At 70.9% G+C, this 14,663-nt stretch carries 13 protein-coding genes and 2 pseudogenes; 4 read left to right on the top strand and 11 right to left on the bottom strand.

The window, feature by feature from the left end; all coding sequences use genetic code 11:
• Window positions 1-537 precede the first annotated feature (537 nt).
• From PUR61_RS05350 to PUR61_RS05335, 4 genes and pseudogenes are all read right to left on the bottom strand, one after another.
• Window positions 538-1,584, bottom strand: a complete 1,047-nt coding sequence (locus PUR61_RS05350) for a hypothetical protein (protein WP_329876130.1) — start codon at window positions 1,582-1,584, stop codon at window positions 538-540.
• 151 nt (window positions 1,585-1,735) lie between these two features.
• Window positions 1,736-2,947, bottom strand: a pseudogene (locus PUR61_RS05345) (site-specific integrase); the annotation flags it as partial.
• A gap of 18 nt (window positions 2,948-2,965) precedes the next feature.
• Window positions 2,966-3,154, bottom strand: a complete 189-nt coding sequence (locus PUR61_RS05340; RefSeq protein WP_329876128.1) for a hypothetical protein — start codon at window positions 3,152-3,154, stop codon at window positions 2,966-2,968.
• Between the two features lie 915 nt (window positions 3,155-4,069).
• Window positions 4,070-4,738: a hypothetical protein gene (locus PUR61_RS05335; RefSeq protein WP_329876127.1), complete on the bottom strand. Its 669-nt coding sequence runs from the start codon at window positions 4,736-4,738 to the stop codon at window positions 4,070-4,072.
• 732 nt (window positions 4,739-5,470) lie between these two features.
• Between PUR61_RS05335 and PUR61_RS05330 the strand changes: the two genes are divergently transcribed.
• Window positions 5,471-5,812, top strand: a complete 342-nt coding sequence (locus tag PUR61_RS05330; RefSeq protein ID WP_329876125.1) for an ARMT1-like domain-containing protein — start codon at window positions 5,471-5,473, stop codon at window positions 5,810-5,812.
• A 16-nt stretch (window positions 5,813-5,828) separates the two neighbouring features.
• Here PUR61_RS05330 and PUR61_RS05325 read toward each other — a convergent pair whose 3' ends face one another.
• Window positions 5,829-5,966, bottom strand: coding sequence for a hypothetical protein (locus PUR61_RS05325; protein WP_329876123.1), 138 nt, complete (start codon window positions 5,964-5,966; stop codon window positions 5,829-5,831).
• 67 nt (window positions 5,967-6,033) lie between these two features.
• Here PUR61_RS05325 and PUR61_RS05320 point away from each other — a divergent pair, with 67 nt between their 5' ends.
• On the top strand, window positions 6,034-6,348 hold the full coding sequence (locus PUR61_RS05320; protein WP_329876121.1) for a hypothetical protein: 315 nt from the start codon (window positions 6,034-6,036) through the stop codon (window positions 6,346-6,348).
• A gap of 212 nt (window positions 6,349-6,560) precedes the next feature.
• On the opposite strand, the gene PUR61_RS05315 is transcribed toward PUR61_RS05320, so the two are convergent.
• From PUR61_RS05315 to PUR61_RS05290, 6 genes are all read right to left on the bottom strand, one after another.
• Window positions 6,561-6,944, bottom strand: coding sequence for a hypothetical protein (locus PUR61_RS05315; protein ID WP_329876119.1), 384 nt, complete (start codon window positions 6,942-6,944; stop codon window positions 6,561-6,563).
• A gap of 138 nt (window positions 6,945-7,082) precedes the next feature.
• The gene (locus PUR61_RS05310; RefSeq protein ID WP_329876117.1) at window positions 7,083-7,880 is read right to left on the bottom strand and encodes a hypothetical protein; all 798 of its coding nucleotides are present in this window, start codon (window positions 7,878-7,880) and stop codon (window positions 7,083-7,085) included.
• A 50-nt stretch (window positions 7,881-7,930) separates the two neighbouring features.
• Window positions 7,931-9,028 carry an HBL/NHE enterotoxin family protein gene (locus tag PUR61_RS05305; RefSeq protein ID WP_329876115.1) on the bottom strand — a complete coding sequence of 366 codons (1,098 nt, stop codon included), beginning with the start codon at window positions 9,026-9,028 and terminating at the stop codon, window positions 7,931-7,933.
• Window positions 9,029-9,114: 86 nt separating this feature from the next.
• Window positions 9,115-10,533 (bottom strand): hypothetical protein, encoded by a 1,419-nt coding sequence (locus PUR61_RS05300; RefSeq protein ID WP_329876113.1) that lies wholly within the window; start codon window positions 10,531-10,533, stop codon window positions 9,115-9,117.
• A 72-nt stretch (window positions 10,534-10,605) separates the two neighbouring features.
• Window positions 10,606-11,277 (bottom strand): helix-turn-helix transcriptional regulator, encoded by a 672-nt coding sequence (locus PUR61_RS05295; protein ID WP_329876111.1) that lies wholly within the window; start codon window positions 11,275-11,277, stop codon window positions 10,606-10,608.
• A 787-nt stretch (window positions 11,278-12,064) separates the two neighbouring features.
• A complete protein-coding gene (locus PUR61_RS05290; protein WP_329876109.1) occupies window positions 12,065-12,880 on the bottom strand; it encodes a hypothetical protein in 816 nt (271 codons plus the stop codon).
• Window positions 12,881-13,990: 1,110 nt separating this feature from the next.
• Between PUR61_RS05290 and PUR61_RS05285 the strand changes: the two genes are divergently transcribed.
• A complete protein-coding gene (locus PUR61_RS05285) occupies window positions 13,991-14,167 on the top strand; it encodes a hypothetical protein (protein WP_329876107.1) in 177 nt (58 codons plus the stop codon).
• A gap of 9 nt (window positions 14,168-14,176) precedes the next feature.
• A pseudogene (locus tag PUR61_RS45175) lies at window positions 14,177-14,392 on the top strand (helix-turn-helix domain-containing protein); the annotation flags it as partial.
• Between the last annotated feature and the right edge of the window lie 271 nt (window positions 14,393-14,663).

Genomic DNA, 14,663 nt, shown 5'->3' with positions numbered 1-14,663 from the left:
AACCACCCCGAAGGTCATCCCACCTGATCGAATGAAAGTCCGGGCAACGCCAGGCCGCTTGCCTTCGCGTGTGCTAGATCATCGAGTTCCGGGTGCAGGCTGGAGCGCGCCGAGCGGGCCGCGATCGACCGGGGCGTGACCGTTCGGCGCCGCCAAGGCAACGACGCGGCCCGGCGGCAAAGCCAGGGCGTGGCGGAGTTGGTGGTTTTCCAGGGTGAGCTGGTTGACGACCTGGACCAGGTGTTGCCGGTCCTCCTTCAACTGCCGCAGCTCCGCGGCGTCCCGGGCACGAAGCTCCTTTAGCTTGACGATCTGCTTGCGCGGACGGGCTTCGCTGTCGGGAACCTGGCCGCGGGTGCGGACGCGGTCGTAGAAGTCGTTCTTCAGATCGAGGTGGCGCTGGGTGAGGGCGTTGCGGGGAACATCGGCTTCTTGGGCGAGGGCGACGATGGTCAGCGCGCCGTTGGAGTGCTCGGGGTTGCCGTCGAGGATGCGGTTGATGGCGGCGCGGATGCGGTCGCGTTCGTCGAGCGGGTGTCACGGTGTCTCCGTCAGGGTGCGGCGCTCGGCGTGGTGGCGCTTCGCGAGGGCGGTCAGGCGCTCAGCGTTGGCGGTGAGCCGGTTGGCCAGGGGGCCGGGCAGGTGGGTGGCCCGCCGTAGTAGGGCCTGGGCACGGTCGCGCAGCTGCTCGGCGTGGTGGTCGGTGCGGGCGATGTTTCCGCAGGCTGGGACGCAGTGATCAAGGGTGGGCGTGTTGGTGGTGGTGTCGCGGTCGCACAGGGCCTGTTCGCGTTTGTAGACGCACATCAGCAGGGTGTTGGGGTTGTCGTGGACGAGGAGGTCGTCGCGGCTCAGGTAGCGGCTGGCGGTGGTGGCGTTGATGGCGGTGCCGGCGAACTCGGGGGCGCGGGCGGCTGCGGCGAGGGCGCGGCGGGCGGCCGGGCCGGAGAGGCCGCCGCCGCCGGCGAGGTGGTGGTGGAGGTCGAGGGCGGTGTCGGCGCAGGCCCGGAGCGTCTCGATGTCGAGGAGGGTGTGGATGCCGTCGCGGGAGCGGGAGGCGTAGCCGGCGGCGAGGGCGGTGCGCAGGTGGCCGTACTGGACGGCGAGGGCGACGGTGCCGCCGGGGCGGCGGGCGATGTGCCAGGCGAGGGTGCGGCGGAAGCGGGCGGTGCCGATCTGGCCGTGGGGGTCGGGCGGGATCGTCTCGTGCGGGAGCCGGTGTCGGGCGGCTTCCTGGTTGGCCCAGACGATGAAGCCCTCGATCCGGGCGCGCACGGTCTCGGGGCTGATGGAGCCGGCGCGGGGGCGGGGGCTGCGGGCGTCGTGGGTGTCGTGGCCGAACAGCAGGCGGTCCTCGCCGGGTGCGAGGCGTTCCAGGACGCGGATGGCGCGGACGACGGGGCCGATGGCGACCCAGGGGACGGCGCGTTCGACACCTTCGGACAGGTGGTTGCCGTCGTCGTCGACGGCGTCCTTGAAGGCGTGGCCGCGAATCAGGTGGCGGCCGTCGGCGGCGGGATCGGGGCAGCAGCCGGTGCGCAGGCCGAGGACTACTGGCGGGAGGGGGTTATTCCAACCGTGCACTATTCCCTCGCCACGCGACGACCGAAGTGCGAGCAGGGGACCTGCGCCTGACCCGTCACCGACTTGACGGTTAGCCTGCCGGCCGTTCCCAGTTCCGCCCGGTCCGGACGGGACTGGGAACGGCGATCGCAGCACCACTCGCGTCCCGTAGTCAGTGCAAGGGCCCCTCGGGAGTCAGGTTCCATTCATGAGCGTGGACGTCCCGGCTTGCATGCCCGAGCAGGTCCTGCACCATCCGCCACGGATCGCCGTACAACAGCCGGAAGTCCCTGCGCTCTTCGGGGGTGAGGCCGAAGCGGCGGTCCATCAGGTGGTTGAGGACGACCAGCATCACCAGGGCGAAACTGTGCCGGCACGAGTGGGGGGTTGCGTACGGCGCGTACACCCGGTGCGGATCCGCGCCGGCCGCGGCCGGCGTCAGCACCAGCCGGCACCGCTCGTTCGCCGCGCGGAACACCCCCTCCCACGAGTCGATGTGCAGCGGCAGCCCCGACTCGTTCAGCCACAGCCACAGCGGCTCGATCCCCCTCGGTCCCTCGGTGAACAGCACCAGCCGCTCCTCCACCGTCAGGTCCGTCAGCCGCCGCTCACCGGTCCGGCCTCGCTGGTCGATCCACCGCAGCGCCGGCCGGATCCCGCCGCCCAGCCCCGTCACCACCCGCACTCCGGCCAGCCGCTCGTACCGGCCCGCTGCTTGGGCCCGCCGCACCGCCAGCGCCCGGGAGGAGTCGACGTACACCTCGACCTGGCCCACCACGCCCGCCGCGGCGTAGAAGGTGCGCTGCTTCTTCGACCGCGTCACCGCCGCCGCGATCCGGCCCGCGCAGTACCGGCCACCCTCCAGTCGCAGCGAGGGGACCTCGAACGTCAGCAGCGACCCGCCCTCGCCCCGGCGCATCCCGGACGAGTACAGGAGGTTCGCGAACGCCACGTTCCGGTCTTCCAACCGTCCCGCCCACCCTGGTGCCGGAACACCCTCACGAGTGAACCGGCGAAGGCCCACCTCCACCCACCGGCGAAACGCCCGCGGCAGCAGCCAGTGCACATTGCCCGACCGTCCGGCCCGTGCCGACGCCTCCGGGACCATCAGCACCTGGCCCGACCGGCCGACCACCGTCTTCATCGCCACCGGGCTCCGCCCGACGTATCCGGCCCGCACCGCCCACCCGTAAAGGCCCGTCAGCGCGGCGAGCTCGCGGTTCCACTTCGAGGCGCCGATCCGCCTCGGGTTGTCGGTCGCGAACCGTCGCCAGTCCTCGAAGTCCCGCAGGTCCTCCTCGACAGCCGCCGTCCACCCGACTTTCCGGGCCAGAAGGAAGTCCAAGTACAGCGCGATGTCCGTCGCGTAATTGCGCTTCGTCTCTCGGGTGTGGGCCCGGAACTAACGGGACTGCACGAACAAACTCAGCAGCGCGTCCACCCGGTGGTCTGGGCCGAGGAAGATCGGATCACCGGAGCGAACGCCGACCTCCCCCTGCCGCTCCGCCAGGTCCTGCCAGCCCGGCAGAACGGCGCGTCGGCCTTCTTGCTGGACGGTCTCCGTCGGCACCCAGAACACTCGCCAACCCATGGACAGCGCACCCCTTGCGATCGGCTTCAACACGCCGATCTAACAGGGAACGAGAAGATGTCCGCGATCTTCGTGACGTGGATCATCGCCGGCCCCTGACCCGACAGCAGCACCGCCCCAGAACATGGCCGGCCCCTCACGCTCGAATCGCGAGGGGCCGGCCTTCAGCGTACGGGGGGGGAAGTGACCGTTCTCCGGCAACCCCGGCGCTCCGTCACGGTGGTGACTTCGGCTGTCGTCGCCGCGCTCCATGTTCGACAGAGGCGAGGCTCCACTCCCGACTTCCGTCGCTGGGCTGCAGTCGACGTCGACCAATGGGCCTGCTCGCACAGGTCAGGACCTCCCGCTGGTGTAGGTGGACCAGGTCCGGACCTCGTCCGGGGACAGCACCCGGGTCAGCTCGGCCGTCCCCGGGAGCATCGGGAAAAACCGGTCGGCGTTCCAGGCACGCGGATAGAGCGGTTCGTCCAGTACGAGTAGGCGGTGTCCCCGCACAATGGGGACGTCGTCGGGCAGCCCCTCGTTCGTCCTCCCCGCAGGCGCGGGGGTCAGCCGAGGTCGCCGTTGCGGTCGGTGACGATGAGCGCGTCCTCCCCGCAGGCGCGGGGGTGATCCCCGGGGCTGCGTTGGGCCCACCGGCTGGCGGCGGCTGCTCCCCGCGCCTGCGGGGGTGATCCCCCAGCGGACGCGTGATCGCTTCACGACCTCGTCTGCTCCCCGCGCCTGCGGGGGTGATCCCGCGGGCAGCAATCTCGTCTGTCGGCAACGGCTGAAATCGGGTTCTGGATCACAGTGATCCAGAACCTCGTTTCACCCGTTGCCGACACACCTGCCCCAAACGGAACAATCCTGGTCCGCAACCTGCCCACCTGCTGACCGTTAGCGGATGAGATCGATGCGAAGGAGCCTTGGCGGTCAGAGCTCCGACGTGTCCGGGGCGCTGCAGCCCAGCCTGCGAGCCTGCCCGGCAACGGCGTCAAAGTCTACGGAGGGGGAGAGTGCCGCGACCGTTCGACGGGTCAGAGGGGCGCCTTGCAAGACAGCTGCCACCGCCTCGCGGTCGACCGCGCGCTCGAAGTAGTCCTCAGCGAAGCTGACGTATGCGTCCGGGCTTCCGTCCACGAGAAGGCCGAACAGCCAGTCGGCGCCGTCCGACTCGTCAGGGGCGAACTCCACCGGCCCGCACCGCCACTCGGAGGCGCCGCTCTCGCGCCATGCGCAGACCGTCGCGTCGAAGAACCCCTCGAACTGAAACTCCGGTGTCTCCGCGTAGTGGGCGAGCGAGGCGGGCAGGCCGTCGAGCAGGCTGGGCCAGTGCGCGCGGTCCTCCTCCCGCCACGGACTGGCGTCACTCTCGTGATCGAACCCGTAGAGGAACACCCCGGCCGGATCGAACACGATCGCGTACTGGTCACCGGAGCCGTTGTCCATGAGCGCCAGATCCACACCTTCGCGCCAGTCACACACGAACGAATGAGTGGGGGCATGGGCATCGAGGATGCCGTCGAGCAGCGCGATCGCCCGGCAGCGAGCGAGCAGTACAGCGGGGTCGGGCAGCAAGGACACCAGTTCACGAACGGTCATGGTGAACATTCAACAGCGCGCCACCGACACCACCTTCGGCCGTATCTGACGAGGCCCGACAGCTGACCAAGCACGGCTCCACTTTCGGGAAGCGATCACCCGCGACTCGGGAAGGGATCTTCGAGACGTGCCTCGCGATCCTGGTCAGCCGCATCCGTCAACACCCCGGGGAGGACGGGAGGCGCCAAGTGACCAGCAGCGTCAACGACGGCTGACCCCCGCAGGTGCAGGGAGGGCGGGTGGTGGCCCCGGCGCCAGGACACGCTGTCCGGCTGACCCCTGCGGGTAGGGGGAGCAGGAGGGACCGGGAAGTGACCCCGATCCCTCTCCGGATCACCCCCGCGGACGCGGGGAGCAGTCGTTCTTGGAGGTCGGGAACTCGACGTCCTTGGGATCATCCCCGCGGACGCGGGGAGCAGTCCGGGTTCCAGGAGAAGGCCCGGTTCGCTCAGGGATCATCTCCTCGCACTCGCGGGGTGACCGGCATGTCGATTGTTACAGTCCGGGCCGGTCTGTGGAGGTGTCAAGGAGTGGTGTCCATCGTGGCAGACGGCGACGACACCCGTGGCGCGCTTCCACCGCGAGGCACTCGCCGACCAAGCGCTTTCGCAGGAGGAACCCCGTGTTGTCCGCGGACAACACGGCCGGCCATCGACCACGGGGCGCAGGGAAAGCAGAGCTGCCACAACCCCGACCGTCGACAGCCGAGATCACCCCCGCCTCCGGCAGGCGATGGGCGGTGGCACGCTCACGGCCCGCACCCACCCGTTCTTCTGCGCACCGCTGCCCTACCGCGAGATGCCCGCCGACCTCCGGGCGGAACTCGCCGACGCCAGGGTGACGATCCTCGAGGGCGACCTCAACTACCGCCGCCTCGTGGACGACCGCCACGGGGACCCGACCACCCCGTTCGCGGCCGTGGTCGACCACTTCCCGTCCCCCGTGGCCGCCCTGCGAACCCTCAAGTCGGAGGTGGTCGTCAGAGTCGACACCGCCACCGTCGCCCGCCTCGACGCCACCGGCACACCGCGGCGCACCAGCGGCCGCCACGCCGTCGTCCAGCTCGGCCCCTGACGGGCGCCGCACTGCCTCAGCGCCCGCAGGCCAGGCTGTGCCCCGGGCGGGTGCTCGGATCCGGCTCGATCGGCACGGCCACGCGCGCCCGCACCTCCTTCAGCAGGTCGCGCAGGTCCTCCTCGGACCCGGCCGTCAGGCCGAGCCCGACCACCGAGCCCGATCATCTGAGCGGCGACCCGGACGAAGAGTCACTGCAGTGCGAGGCCAGCGCACAAGCTGTGCTCCTGCACACCGATTACTTCGAGGAGGCGCAGCGCGGCCATCTGGAGTGGTCCATTCCCAACCCGCGCCCGGAGATCGTCTTCCCTGCGGTTCGCGGTGCGGTGGCCGCCGACCGGTCCGACCTCCGCTTCGCCTCCGGAATCCTCGTCCTCGTCGCTGCCGCCCTTGACCGCGCCGTATTCGCCGCGCCCCGGGTCGCCGACGGGGCCGCGGTCGTGGCGCGAGAGGCGCAATGGGAGAGGGAGCGTCCTGAGGGCACGGGCCGGCGGGACTGGATGCGAGCTGTCGGCTCCGGGTTGCACGAGGTGTGATCGGGTTCTGACCCACACCCGTCCGTCGCGGCCGACCCGGGTGTTCGACTACGGCAACATCGTACTCGAACGGCCCCGCGCCGCGACGAAGGGGAGCGTTCGCGGCCGACGGGACGGTCCAGCGCTTTCCACCTGAGGACGCAGTGGCGACAAGGGAAGCTCAGCCGACCACAACTCCACTCGTCAGAAGGACACTTGGCTTCGACTGTCCACTAGCATTCGTAATGCGTCACCGTCTTGCAGCTCGTGCACACCAGGACGTGCGTGGTGCTGTTGGCGAAGCCGTTCCCGCATCGTGGGCACTCGAGGTCCGTGAACCGCCAGCTCTGGAACTCCTGGTGGACGGTCTCCTGTCGGCAGGCCCTGCATTCGATGGACTGCTCGCCCATCTCCTCGTCGGGGTCCGACAGCTCCGGGGAGTCGTCGACGTCCATGGCACCCGGTGCCGGTTGAGCCTGCAGGCGATCGACGGAAGCGAGCATTCCCCGGGAGTCCACAGGCATCCCGCAGGTGCAGACGTCCGGTTCCTGCTGAAGGCAGTTGTAGTGGATCGAGTGCCCGCACGGCGGGTTGGCGAGGGTCAGTCCAGCTCCCAAGGGCAGCTGGCAGACGGGACAGGTCATGGCTTCCTCCTCGTGTTCTGCGCGGACGGGGCGCCCGTCACCGCGCGTGGATCCGGTCCCCGAACGAACGTGACGATTCCCGGCACCTGGACGGTGCGGGTCGTCGGCGGCTCAGCCGACGCTGTCGCCCAGAACCGCCATGGCGGTGGTCAGCGAGGCGAGGTAGAGCTTCAGGGTGGTGGGAGTGGCGGCGGCCGCGCGTGCGGCGTCGTTGGTCAGGTGGCCGCCCACCAGGGCGGTCGCGTTGGCGAGGTTCTGCAGGGCGGGGGCGAGCTGGTCGAGGGCGCTGCCGAGCGCGGTGCAGGCAACGGTGACGGAACCCAGCTCCTGGGCCTCGGAGTTCAGCCGGGCGATCTGCGCATCGGCTCGGCCGATCGCTGCCTCCGTCGTCTCGCCGTACTGGACCGCGCCGGCGATCTCGTCGGCGATCTTCACCAGGGGGATCAGGATCCCGACGATGGACGTGATGGTGGTCCGGGTGCGCAGTTCGTCCCGCTGGGAGGAGAGCCGGGTCCGCTCGGCGGCGAGCGCCGCCAGCCGGGACTGCAGCTCCGCCTGCTGGCGTGTCATGTCGGCGGAGCGCGCAGCCAGGGCGTCCCGGAATCGGTTGATCCGGTCGACCAGCGGGGCCAGCAGCGTTTTCTGTTCCTCGAAGCCCTGGCCGAGACGGTGCAGGGCATCGGCTGCCGCGCCCGGGGCCGGTGTTCCGACGTTGAGCGCGGCAATCTCGGCGGCGGCCCGCGCGGTGAAGTCCTGCAAGCCGGCCCGCTCGTCGGCGATCTGCGGCAGGAGCCCGTCCTGCGCCGCGGTGACGGACTCCCGGGCGGCAGCGGCGGGGCCGGGTGGCACCGTCAGGTCGGCGACGATGCCGGCGAGCTGACGGGTGAGCCGGAGGGCGACGGACAGCACGGCGGTTCTCCTTCTCCTCGGTGGGCCCGGGGAGCGGGTCCGGGGGTGGCTCAGGAGTGCTGGAGTTCGGCGAGCTGGTTGCGCACCAGGTCGCCGGGGGCGGTCCGGGGGTCCACGACGGGCCGCACGCCGGTGAGCTGGCCGCGGATGACGGCGACGTCGCCCTGGACGGTCCGGACCGCGCCCTGGGCAGCGGTGGTGAACAACCGCCGCACGATGTCGACGTCGGTCCGGCCCTTGACCAGGTCCTTGGCCAGGTTGTCGAGGTCGTCGCCGAGCAGGCCCCAGGCGTTGGCCATGTTCTGAGTGGCGGCTGCGGCCGAGGCGGTCGAGGAGGACATGGTCCGCAGGCCGCTCGACAGGCTCGCGGCCAGGGTCGTCTCGGCCTCGAGCCGGGACCGCTCCGTGATCAACCGGCTCTTCTGGTCGAGGAGTTGGGCCAGGAGAACGGAGGAGGTGACTTCCCCGCCGATGCCGACCGCGGTGACCGCCAGGCCGCCGACGACCAGCGCCGTGGCCAGGCCGCCGGTGACCGCCGTGGCGAGGGCGCCGACACCGACCATGATCACCCCGCCGGCGACGGTCAGGGCCGAGAGCACCACCCCGCTGATCGCTCCCTCGATCTTGCCGTCGAGGCCGGCCAGTTGGCCGCCGAGGTCCTTCAGGATGCCGTCGTCACCGTCCACGGCGACCGCGAGCTCCGTCGAGGACCGGCTCAGGGCCGCCGAGCTGCGGCTGAACCGCTCCCGCAGGCCCTGGATGTCGTGGGTGACCGCGACCGCCCGGCCGTGGAAGTCGGTCGCCCGCTCCTGCACGGCCATCAGGAGGGAGACGGCCGTCTGCGCGTCCGTGTCCGGGCCCAGCGCCTGGGCGAGCGCGTCCTGGGTCTCGAAGTAGGCGCTGATGTCGGCGATGGTGACGATGGTCTTCGGCAGGACGACGTTGAGGTAGTCCTGCGCGCCGTCCTTGGCGCCGGTGAGCGCCTGGTTGATGCCGTTCTGCAGAGGTGCGAGGCGTTTCGACGCGCCGAGGTCGACCGTCGGCTGCTGCTGCACGCTCAGTGCGTAGCCCTGGACGATCAGGGCGTTCCCGGCCTGCGACCTGGCGGAGGTGCTGACGGTCGAGGCGGTGTTCTCGGGATTGGTCATGACGGACTCCGAAGGTGGGAGGGTTCAGCGGGCCTATCGGACACCTGGTCCGGTGGCGGGTGGCCCGGTGGCGGGCTGTTTCGGGACTACCGGCGGGAGGCTGTGGGCAGCACCCCGACGTCCGGGATCGCGCCGCGGCGGCCGGAGACGGCGGCACGGACATGGGCGAGTTCGGCCGCCAGCGCCGTCCATCGGGGCGCCGCTGCCGCCGCAGCCGCCGCCACGTCCCGCAGGTCGCGGCCTTCGAGCTCGGCCGCCCGGTCGACCAGTGACTGCCAGGTGGCGGCCAGGCCGGCGGCCGCGGTCGCCACGCCGCTCAGAGCGAGGGCGAAGTTCCGCGTCTGGTCGCCGATCGCGGCCGCGACGGCCAGCTCGGCGTTCTGCGCGGCCAGGGCGTGGTAGAGGTCGGCCAGGACCGCGTTGTGCGCCCTGTACGAGGCGAGGGCCGCGCCGAGGGCCGCCGTGCCCCGGCCCACCTGGTCCGCGCCGGTGTCGCCGGCTTCGTCCAGACCGAGGGCTGCCACGTCGAAGGGCTTCGCCGGTGCCTTCCCGGGCGGCTGCCCGGGTGCCTTCGCCGGTGCCGATCCGGGCGGCTTCGCGGGTGCCGGGCCAGCCGCCTTCGCCGGTGCCGGTCCGACCGCTGGTGCGGGCGGCTTTGCCGGTACCGGCCCGACCCCGACCGCCGGCGCGGGCGCCTTGGCAGGTTCCGGGCCGGGCGCCGTTGCCGGTGCCGCCGTCGGGCCGCCCGGTGAAGTCTTCCCGCCGCCGGCTCCCGGTGGCTGCCCGCCACCCGGGGAGTCCGCTCCCCCGAACCTGGAGAGGGTCCCCGTCACCAGCTTGATCTTGTCGGTCAGGAAGGCGGTGACCCCGGATCCCGTCTCCTTGGCACCGCTCACCACCGCGTCCAGGTCGGCGCTGATCGACGCGACCACCTCCGCGATAGCGTCCCTGGTCCGCTGAATCCCACCGTCCGGCCCCTGCAACGCCGTGATCCGCTGTTGCAGCGCCGTCTCCAGCTCGTCGCTGCGCGCCGCCGTACGCGAAGCCGTCTCGCTCAGGGCCTTCGCGTGGGACTGCGCGACGGTCCGATGCTCCTCGAACCGCGTGACGAGCGCGCCCAGCGCGTCGCCGCCCGCGCCAGCACTTGCGTCCGCATCCGAGCCGCCGCCCGAGCCCCGGCGCGGACCGCCACCGGTGGCGGTCCGCGCCGGCACTGCGGCGCCCAGCGCGGCAACCAGGCGTCCCGCCTCCTCGGCGTCGGACACGCAGGCCGTCACCCCGGGCAGGAGCCGGTCGAGGAAGTACGCCGCATCGGACCCGCACTTCTCCTGGCTGTCCCGGGTCTGTGCGGCGAGGAAGGGGTCGGACACGTACTCGGCCGCGTCCTGCTGACGGTCCACCGTCAGCGCACGGGCCTGCGCGACCAGGGCCGTGGAGACGAGCAGGACGAGATCCTGGGTCATCGTCGACGGTCCGAGGGGCCCACCGTTGTCCACCGCCTGCATGATTGCCTCCTCCAGGTCGGGGGTGGTCCTTTCCTCCTTCACCGTGACCGGCGACCCCCCAGTCGGCCATCATCAAAAATGGTGAACTTCCCGCATGTGAGCGAGCAGAGCCGATTCGCGGCACGACCGGTGGGCCAGCGCGACCGCCGCGAGCTGCGAGGAGACCCCGAGCTTGGTGAGCACCGCACGGATGTGACTACGGACAGTCGGCAGCGAGACCTGGTCGGCGGCGGCGATCTCGGTGGCCGAGCAGCCGACGAGCAACGCGCAGAGAACCTGCTGCTCACGCCGGGTGAGAGCGGAGAACCGTCGGGCCTCCTGCTCCCGTTCGCGGAGCCCGGCGACCAGGCGCGTGGCGTCGTCCACGACCGCCGTGGGCAGGCGGAGGAGACGGTCCAGACCCGCGACGAGATTAGTGAAGGGCTGGTCGGCGTCCAGGACTGCCGCAGCCACCCTGCGCTCCACGATGTCGGCCAGTACGGAGAGCTCGCCCCGCATGCCCACCGCGACGGTGAACGGGCGCGGGCGGCCGACCAGGGCCGCGCGGGGATCCGGAAGCCCTCCCCGGACGTCCGGAAGGAGGATCAGCGCGCTCATGGCACTGATCTCCCGCGCGGCACCAGCCAGCTCGTCCTCGCCCGCCAGCTGGGTGATGCGCCAGCCGAGGAGGGTCAGGGCCGCCCCGAGCGCTGCGGAGAGGACCGTGCCGCCCGGCAGCAGCCAGACGCGTTGCATGTCCGCCATGCCGGCACAAGGAGCCACGAACCCTCTGATCCTCCTGGCCGAGGCCGGGGTTCGAGACCCCGACGGTGGGCGGCCTGTCTCATCAGGTAGCCCTCGACGACCGGGGCTGCGGAAGCTACTGATCGTTTCAGGATGACGCCTCCCCCTCCCCCGAAGAACGGGGAAACCGGGACTCGGAGCAGGGGCAGGTGATCCGGCAGACTCGTCCGGCCCGGGGACAGCACGGCGCCCGACCGATTCACCTGTGCCGAGCGGGTTCGGCGTAGGCGGGAGCTGGACGCGGGTGGACCGGGCGGACCGGTCCGCCCGGAACGGCCCGGCGGCCCGTGGGCGCCGCTGCTATGAGCTTTCCGGCCGATCATTGATGGCGTGCGTCGAGGGCTGTCGGCGTCAGCGAACCGACAGATAGCCGCCTTCGAGCGCGACCGAGGCCTGCCGAAGGGTGATGTCGCGCTCGCCTTTCGACGCTGGGCCCTGCGTGCGGGGTGACCTCGTAGCGCTGAGGACTGGCACTACGGGTACTCGGACGTTCCGAGCGGCCATATCCGCACGCTGCTGGAAGTGACCGCATGGAACCTGCGTTCACGAGCGCGGCGAGAACTGCGAGCCGCGCTGGCTCCCGTCGACGCCCGAATCCTCGACAGAACGGCCAACGACCCGTTCGCTCCCCAGAAGCTTCCCTGGTGGCAACGACGCATCGAAATCTGAGGCGGTCCGCTTCCCGCCTGCGCGGGGAGAGCAAGGCCGACCAGATCAGCGGCGTGCCCACCGACGGCCGCCTCGGTGGTCAGGTCGCGGTGGGGACGTAGGACGCTGCTGCGACCTGGGCCATCGTCCGGAGTTTCGCGAAGTAGGAGGTGCAGTACTCCTCGTTGATCAGGGGAACGATCCTGTCGAGGTCGGCTATGCAGCGCCAGAGGCAGGCGATGCCACTGTCGTCGAGTCCACCCTTCAGCTCCCGCTGTATGAGGCCGGCGACGTCGGCGTCTAGGAGGACCAGATCCACGCCGTCGAAGTCCACGCCGCGGAAGCCGTCGGGGAACAGTGCGCGCAGGTGGTCCTCCCACAGCCGGGCGAGTCCGCCTCCGGGCGGTGCTCCGCCTACGTCGGCGGCTGTCGCCGCTGTCGCGGACGGTGGGCGCAGGAGCAGGGAGACGGCATTGAAGACGGCACGCAGCATTGCGACGGCCCGGATCGGGCGGAGGGCGGCACTTGACTCGGCGCCCTGTGCGAGCTTGTCGCGCAGCAGTCGGCTGCGGTCGAGTTCGACGGCGAGTTCGACCGTGATGAGTCCTGCGTCGGTGGCCCGCTCGATGAGGGCGTGGAGCGGTTCGTGCGTCGCCAGACGCTCGCTGAGGACCTGCTCCAGGGCGAACAGGGAATGCGTGACGGCGACGGTGGCGAACTCGTACCGGTAGTACGAGTGCCGGATGAGCTCGCGGGAGGTTTCCAGCGCGCTCATGACGTACATCGACGCGCCGCCGGGCAGAACCAGGTCGCCGACCAGGGCGTGCATCTCCGCATAGTCAAGAACGAGGTCGCGGGCGCGCGGGTCCCGTACCGGCAGGAGGGGCGGGTCGGGCGGCGTTGAAAGGGTAGTCACCGGTGCAGTCTTGCCGCCGGAACTCTGTTGGTGCCATCGGATTTGCCCGGGCAGTTGGTGATCCGCCGCCGCATCTCGCCTGCGGATCCGACCTCCCCCGCGCTCGCGGGGAGAACTCCTCGTGCGCGCGGGCGCGGGGACGAGAGCAGCAGCTCGACGCCGCACGACGAACTCGCCGACTGACCCCCGAAGGTGCAGGGATGACGCGGGTCAGAAATTTCCGACCCTGCTTACGGCTGCCCTTGCGGACGCGGGAAGCAGGCGGCGTGGCTCGGCGTCCTGACCGCCCGCAAGGATCACCCCCGCCTGCGCGGGGAGGACTTCCGCGCCCACACGCGCGCGCTGCGGAACGTCGGCTGACCCCCGCAGGTGTGGGGAGGACCGTCGCGAGGTAGCGGACCGGGTGCGGGTTCTCGGCTGACCCCCGCGGGTGCGGGGAGGACGCTCAGCGGCTGGCGCATCCGGCTCCGGCTGGACGCCCAGATCCTCAAGCACGACCCACTCTTCGCGACGTAACGTCACGAGCCCCTTCCTCAGCGTCGTGTTCGGGTGTCATGGTGCCACGCGGCCCAGCTGGTGTTCGGGGATGTCCGCAGGTGCGGGTCGGGGACTCGATGCTCGGCTGGTGATGGGCTGCGACCGGTAGATGTACCGCCACTGATATGGCGATCGGTGGCGTTGTCGCGGGCTACAGGCCGGACACTGCTACAGACCCCGATGGACCACTGTGGCTCTGACCTGCTGTGACGGCCTAGCAGACGCGCGACGTTATTGCGTCATATCCCGGACAATCACGCAAGAAGCCGAAGCTGACGTTCGCGCCAGGGCAAAAGCCGGACGGGCGCTGCCGGGCGAGGTGACAGGGTCTCGAGACAAGGCCCTGATCTGCGGTGATCCAGCGCTTTCGGTGAAAGTTCTTGCAGGAGGTTGGCGAAATCGTCAGCCCCCTTGACCGCCCTGGGTTGCTGGGTGGTCAAGACTTGCGCCCCAGGCCAGCGGGGGCTGCAGCTTCCGCCGGCGCTGCGCACGAAGCATCAGGGCTACGGCTCGGGAGGGGTTCGGATGAGTGTTCCGCATGGGCGTGGCAGGGCGGGCAACGAGGGTGGAGGCGTGCCTGTCACCGTGGCCTTGCTGGTGGTGGCGGTCCTCGCTTTCGTCGTTGTGCTGGCGGCCATCGGGCTATCGACGGAGGCCGTCATCGCGCTGGCGAGCACCGCGGTACTGACGGCGAGCGAGTTGGTGAGACAGCTGGTGGCGGCTGTGGCCGCAGGACGTCGGCGCGGGTGAGCGTGGGAAATGGGAAGGCCGAAGAAGGCGGTCGCCCCGGGCGCGGTCGCGGAGGATCTCGCGCGGTTCCTCCAAGAGTTGAGCGCGCGCAGTGGAAAGACCTATGCCGCGATGGCGAGGATGTGCGGGGTGTCGGCCGCGACGTTGTGCCGGGCGGATTCGGGGGAGCAGCGCCCGCGGCTGGCGGTGGTGCGGGCGTATGTCGAGGCGTGCGGGGCCGGTGCGTCGGACCTTCGGAAGGCGGAGCGGTTGTGGCGGGGGACAGCGGCGCAGGTGCCGGCCGGGCAGCGGGCGATGTCCGGGGGGCGGTGGGTGGAGCCCGATACGGTGTGCGAGGTGCACCAGCTCGGTGACCTGATGCGTGCGGCACGGGCGTTGAGTGGTAGGCCGTCGCTGCGAGCGGTCGAGGAGCGTGCCGGGGTGTTGGGCCTTGTCCTGTCGCGGAGCACGTTGGGCGATGCGATCCGGCTCGGGGCGGTTCCCACCGAGACCGTGT

This window comes from Streptomyces sp. BE20 (assembly GCF_036322525.1).
Classification (GTDB): Bacteria; Actinomycetota; Actinomycetes; order Streptomycetales; family Streptomycetaceae; genus Kitasatospora.
The sequence above is the reverse complement of the archived record's forward strand: the minus strand, read 5'-3'. Positions and strand labels throughout refer to the sequence as shown.

Bases quoted from the DNA above. Each gene is read 5' to 3' on its own strand.
- PUR61_RS05340 (WP_329876128.1), bottom strand. From the start codon at position 3,154: ATGGGTTGGCGAGTGTTCTGGGTGCCGACGGAGACCGTCCAGCAAGAA.
- PUR61_RS05335 (WP_329876127.1), bottom strand. From the start codon at position 4,738: ATGACCGTTCGTGAACTGGTGTCCTTGCTGCCCGACCCCGCTGTACTG.
- PUR61_RS05300 (WP_329876113.1), bottom strand. From the start codon at position 10,533: ATGCAGGCGGTGGACAACGGTGGGCCCCTCGGACCGTCGACGATGACC.
- PUR61_RS05305 (WP_329876115.1), bottom strand. From the start codon at position 9,028: ATGACCAATCCCGAGAACACCGCCTCGACCGTCAGCACCTCCGCCAGG.
- PUR61_RS05330 (WP_329876125.1), top strand. From the start codon at position 5,471: ATGGGCGGTGGCACGCTCACGGCCCGCACCCACCCGTTCTTCTGCGCA.
- PUR61_RS05295 (WP_329876111.1), bottom strand. From the start codon at position 11,277: ATGGCGGACATGCAACGCGTCTGGCTGCTGCCGGGCGGCACGGTCCTC.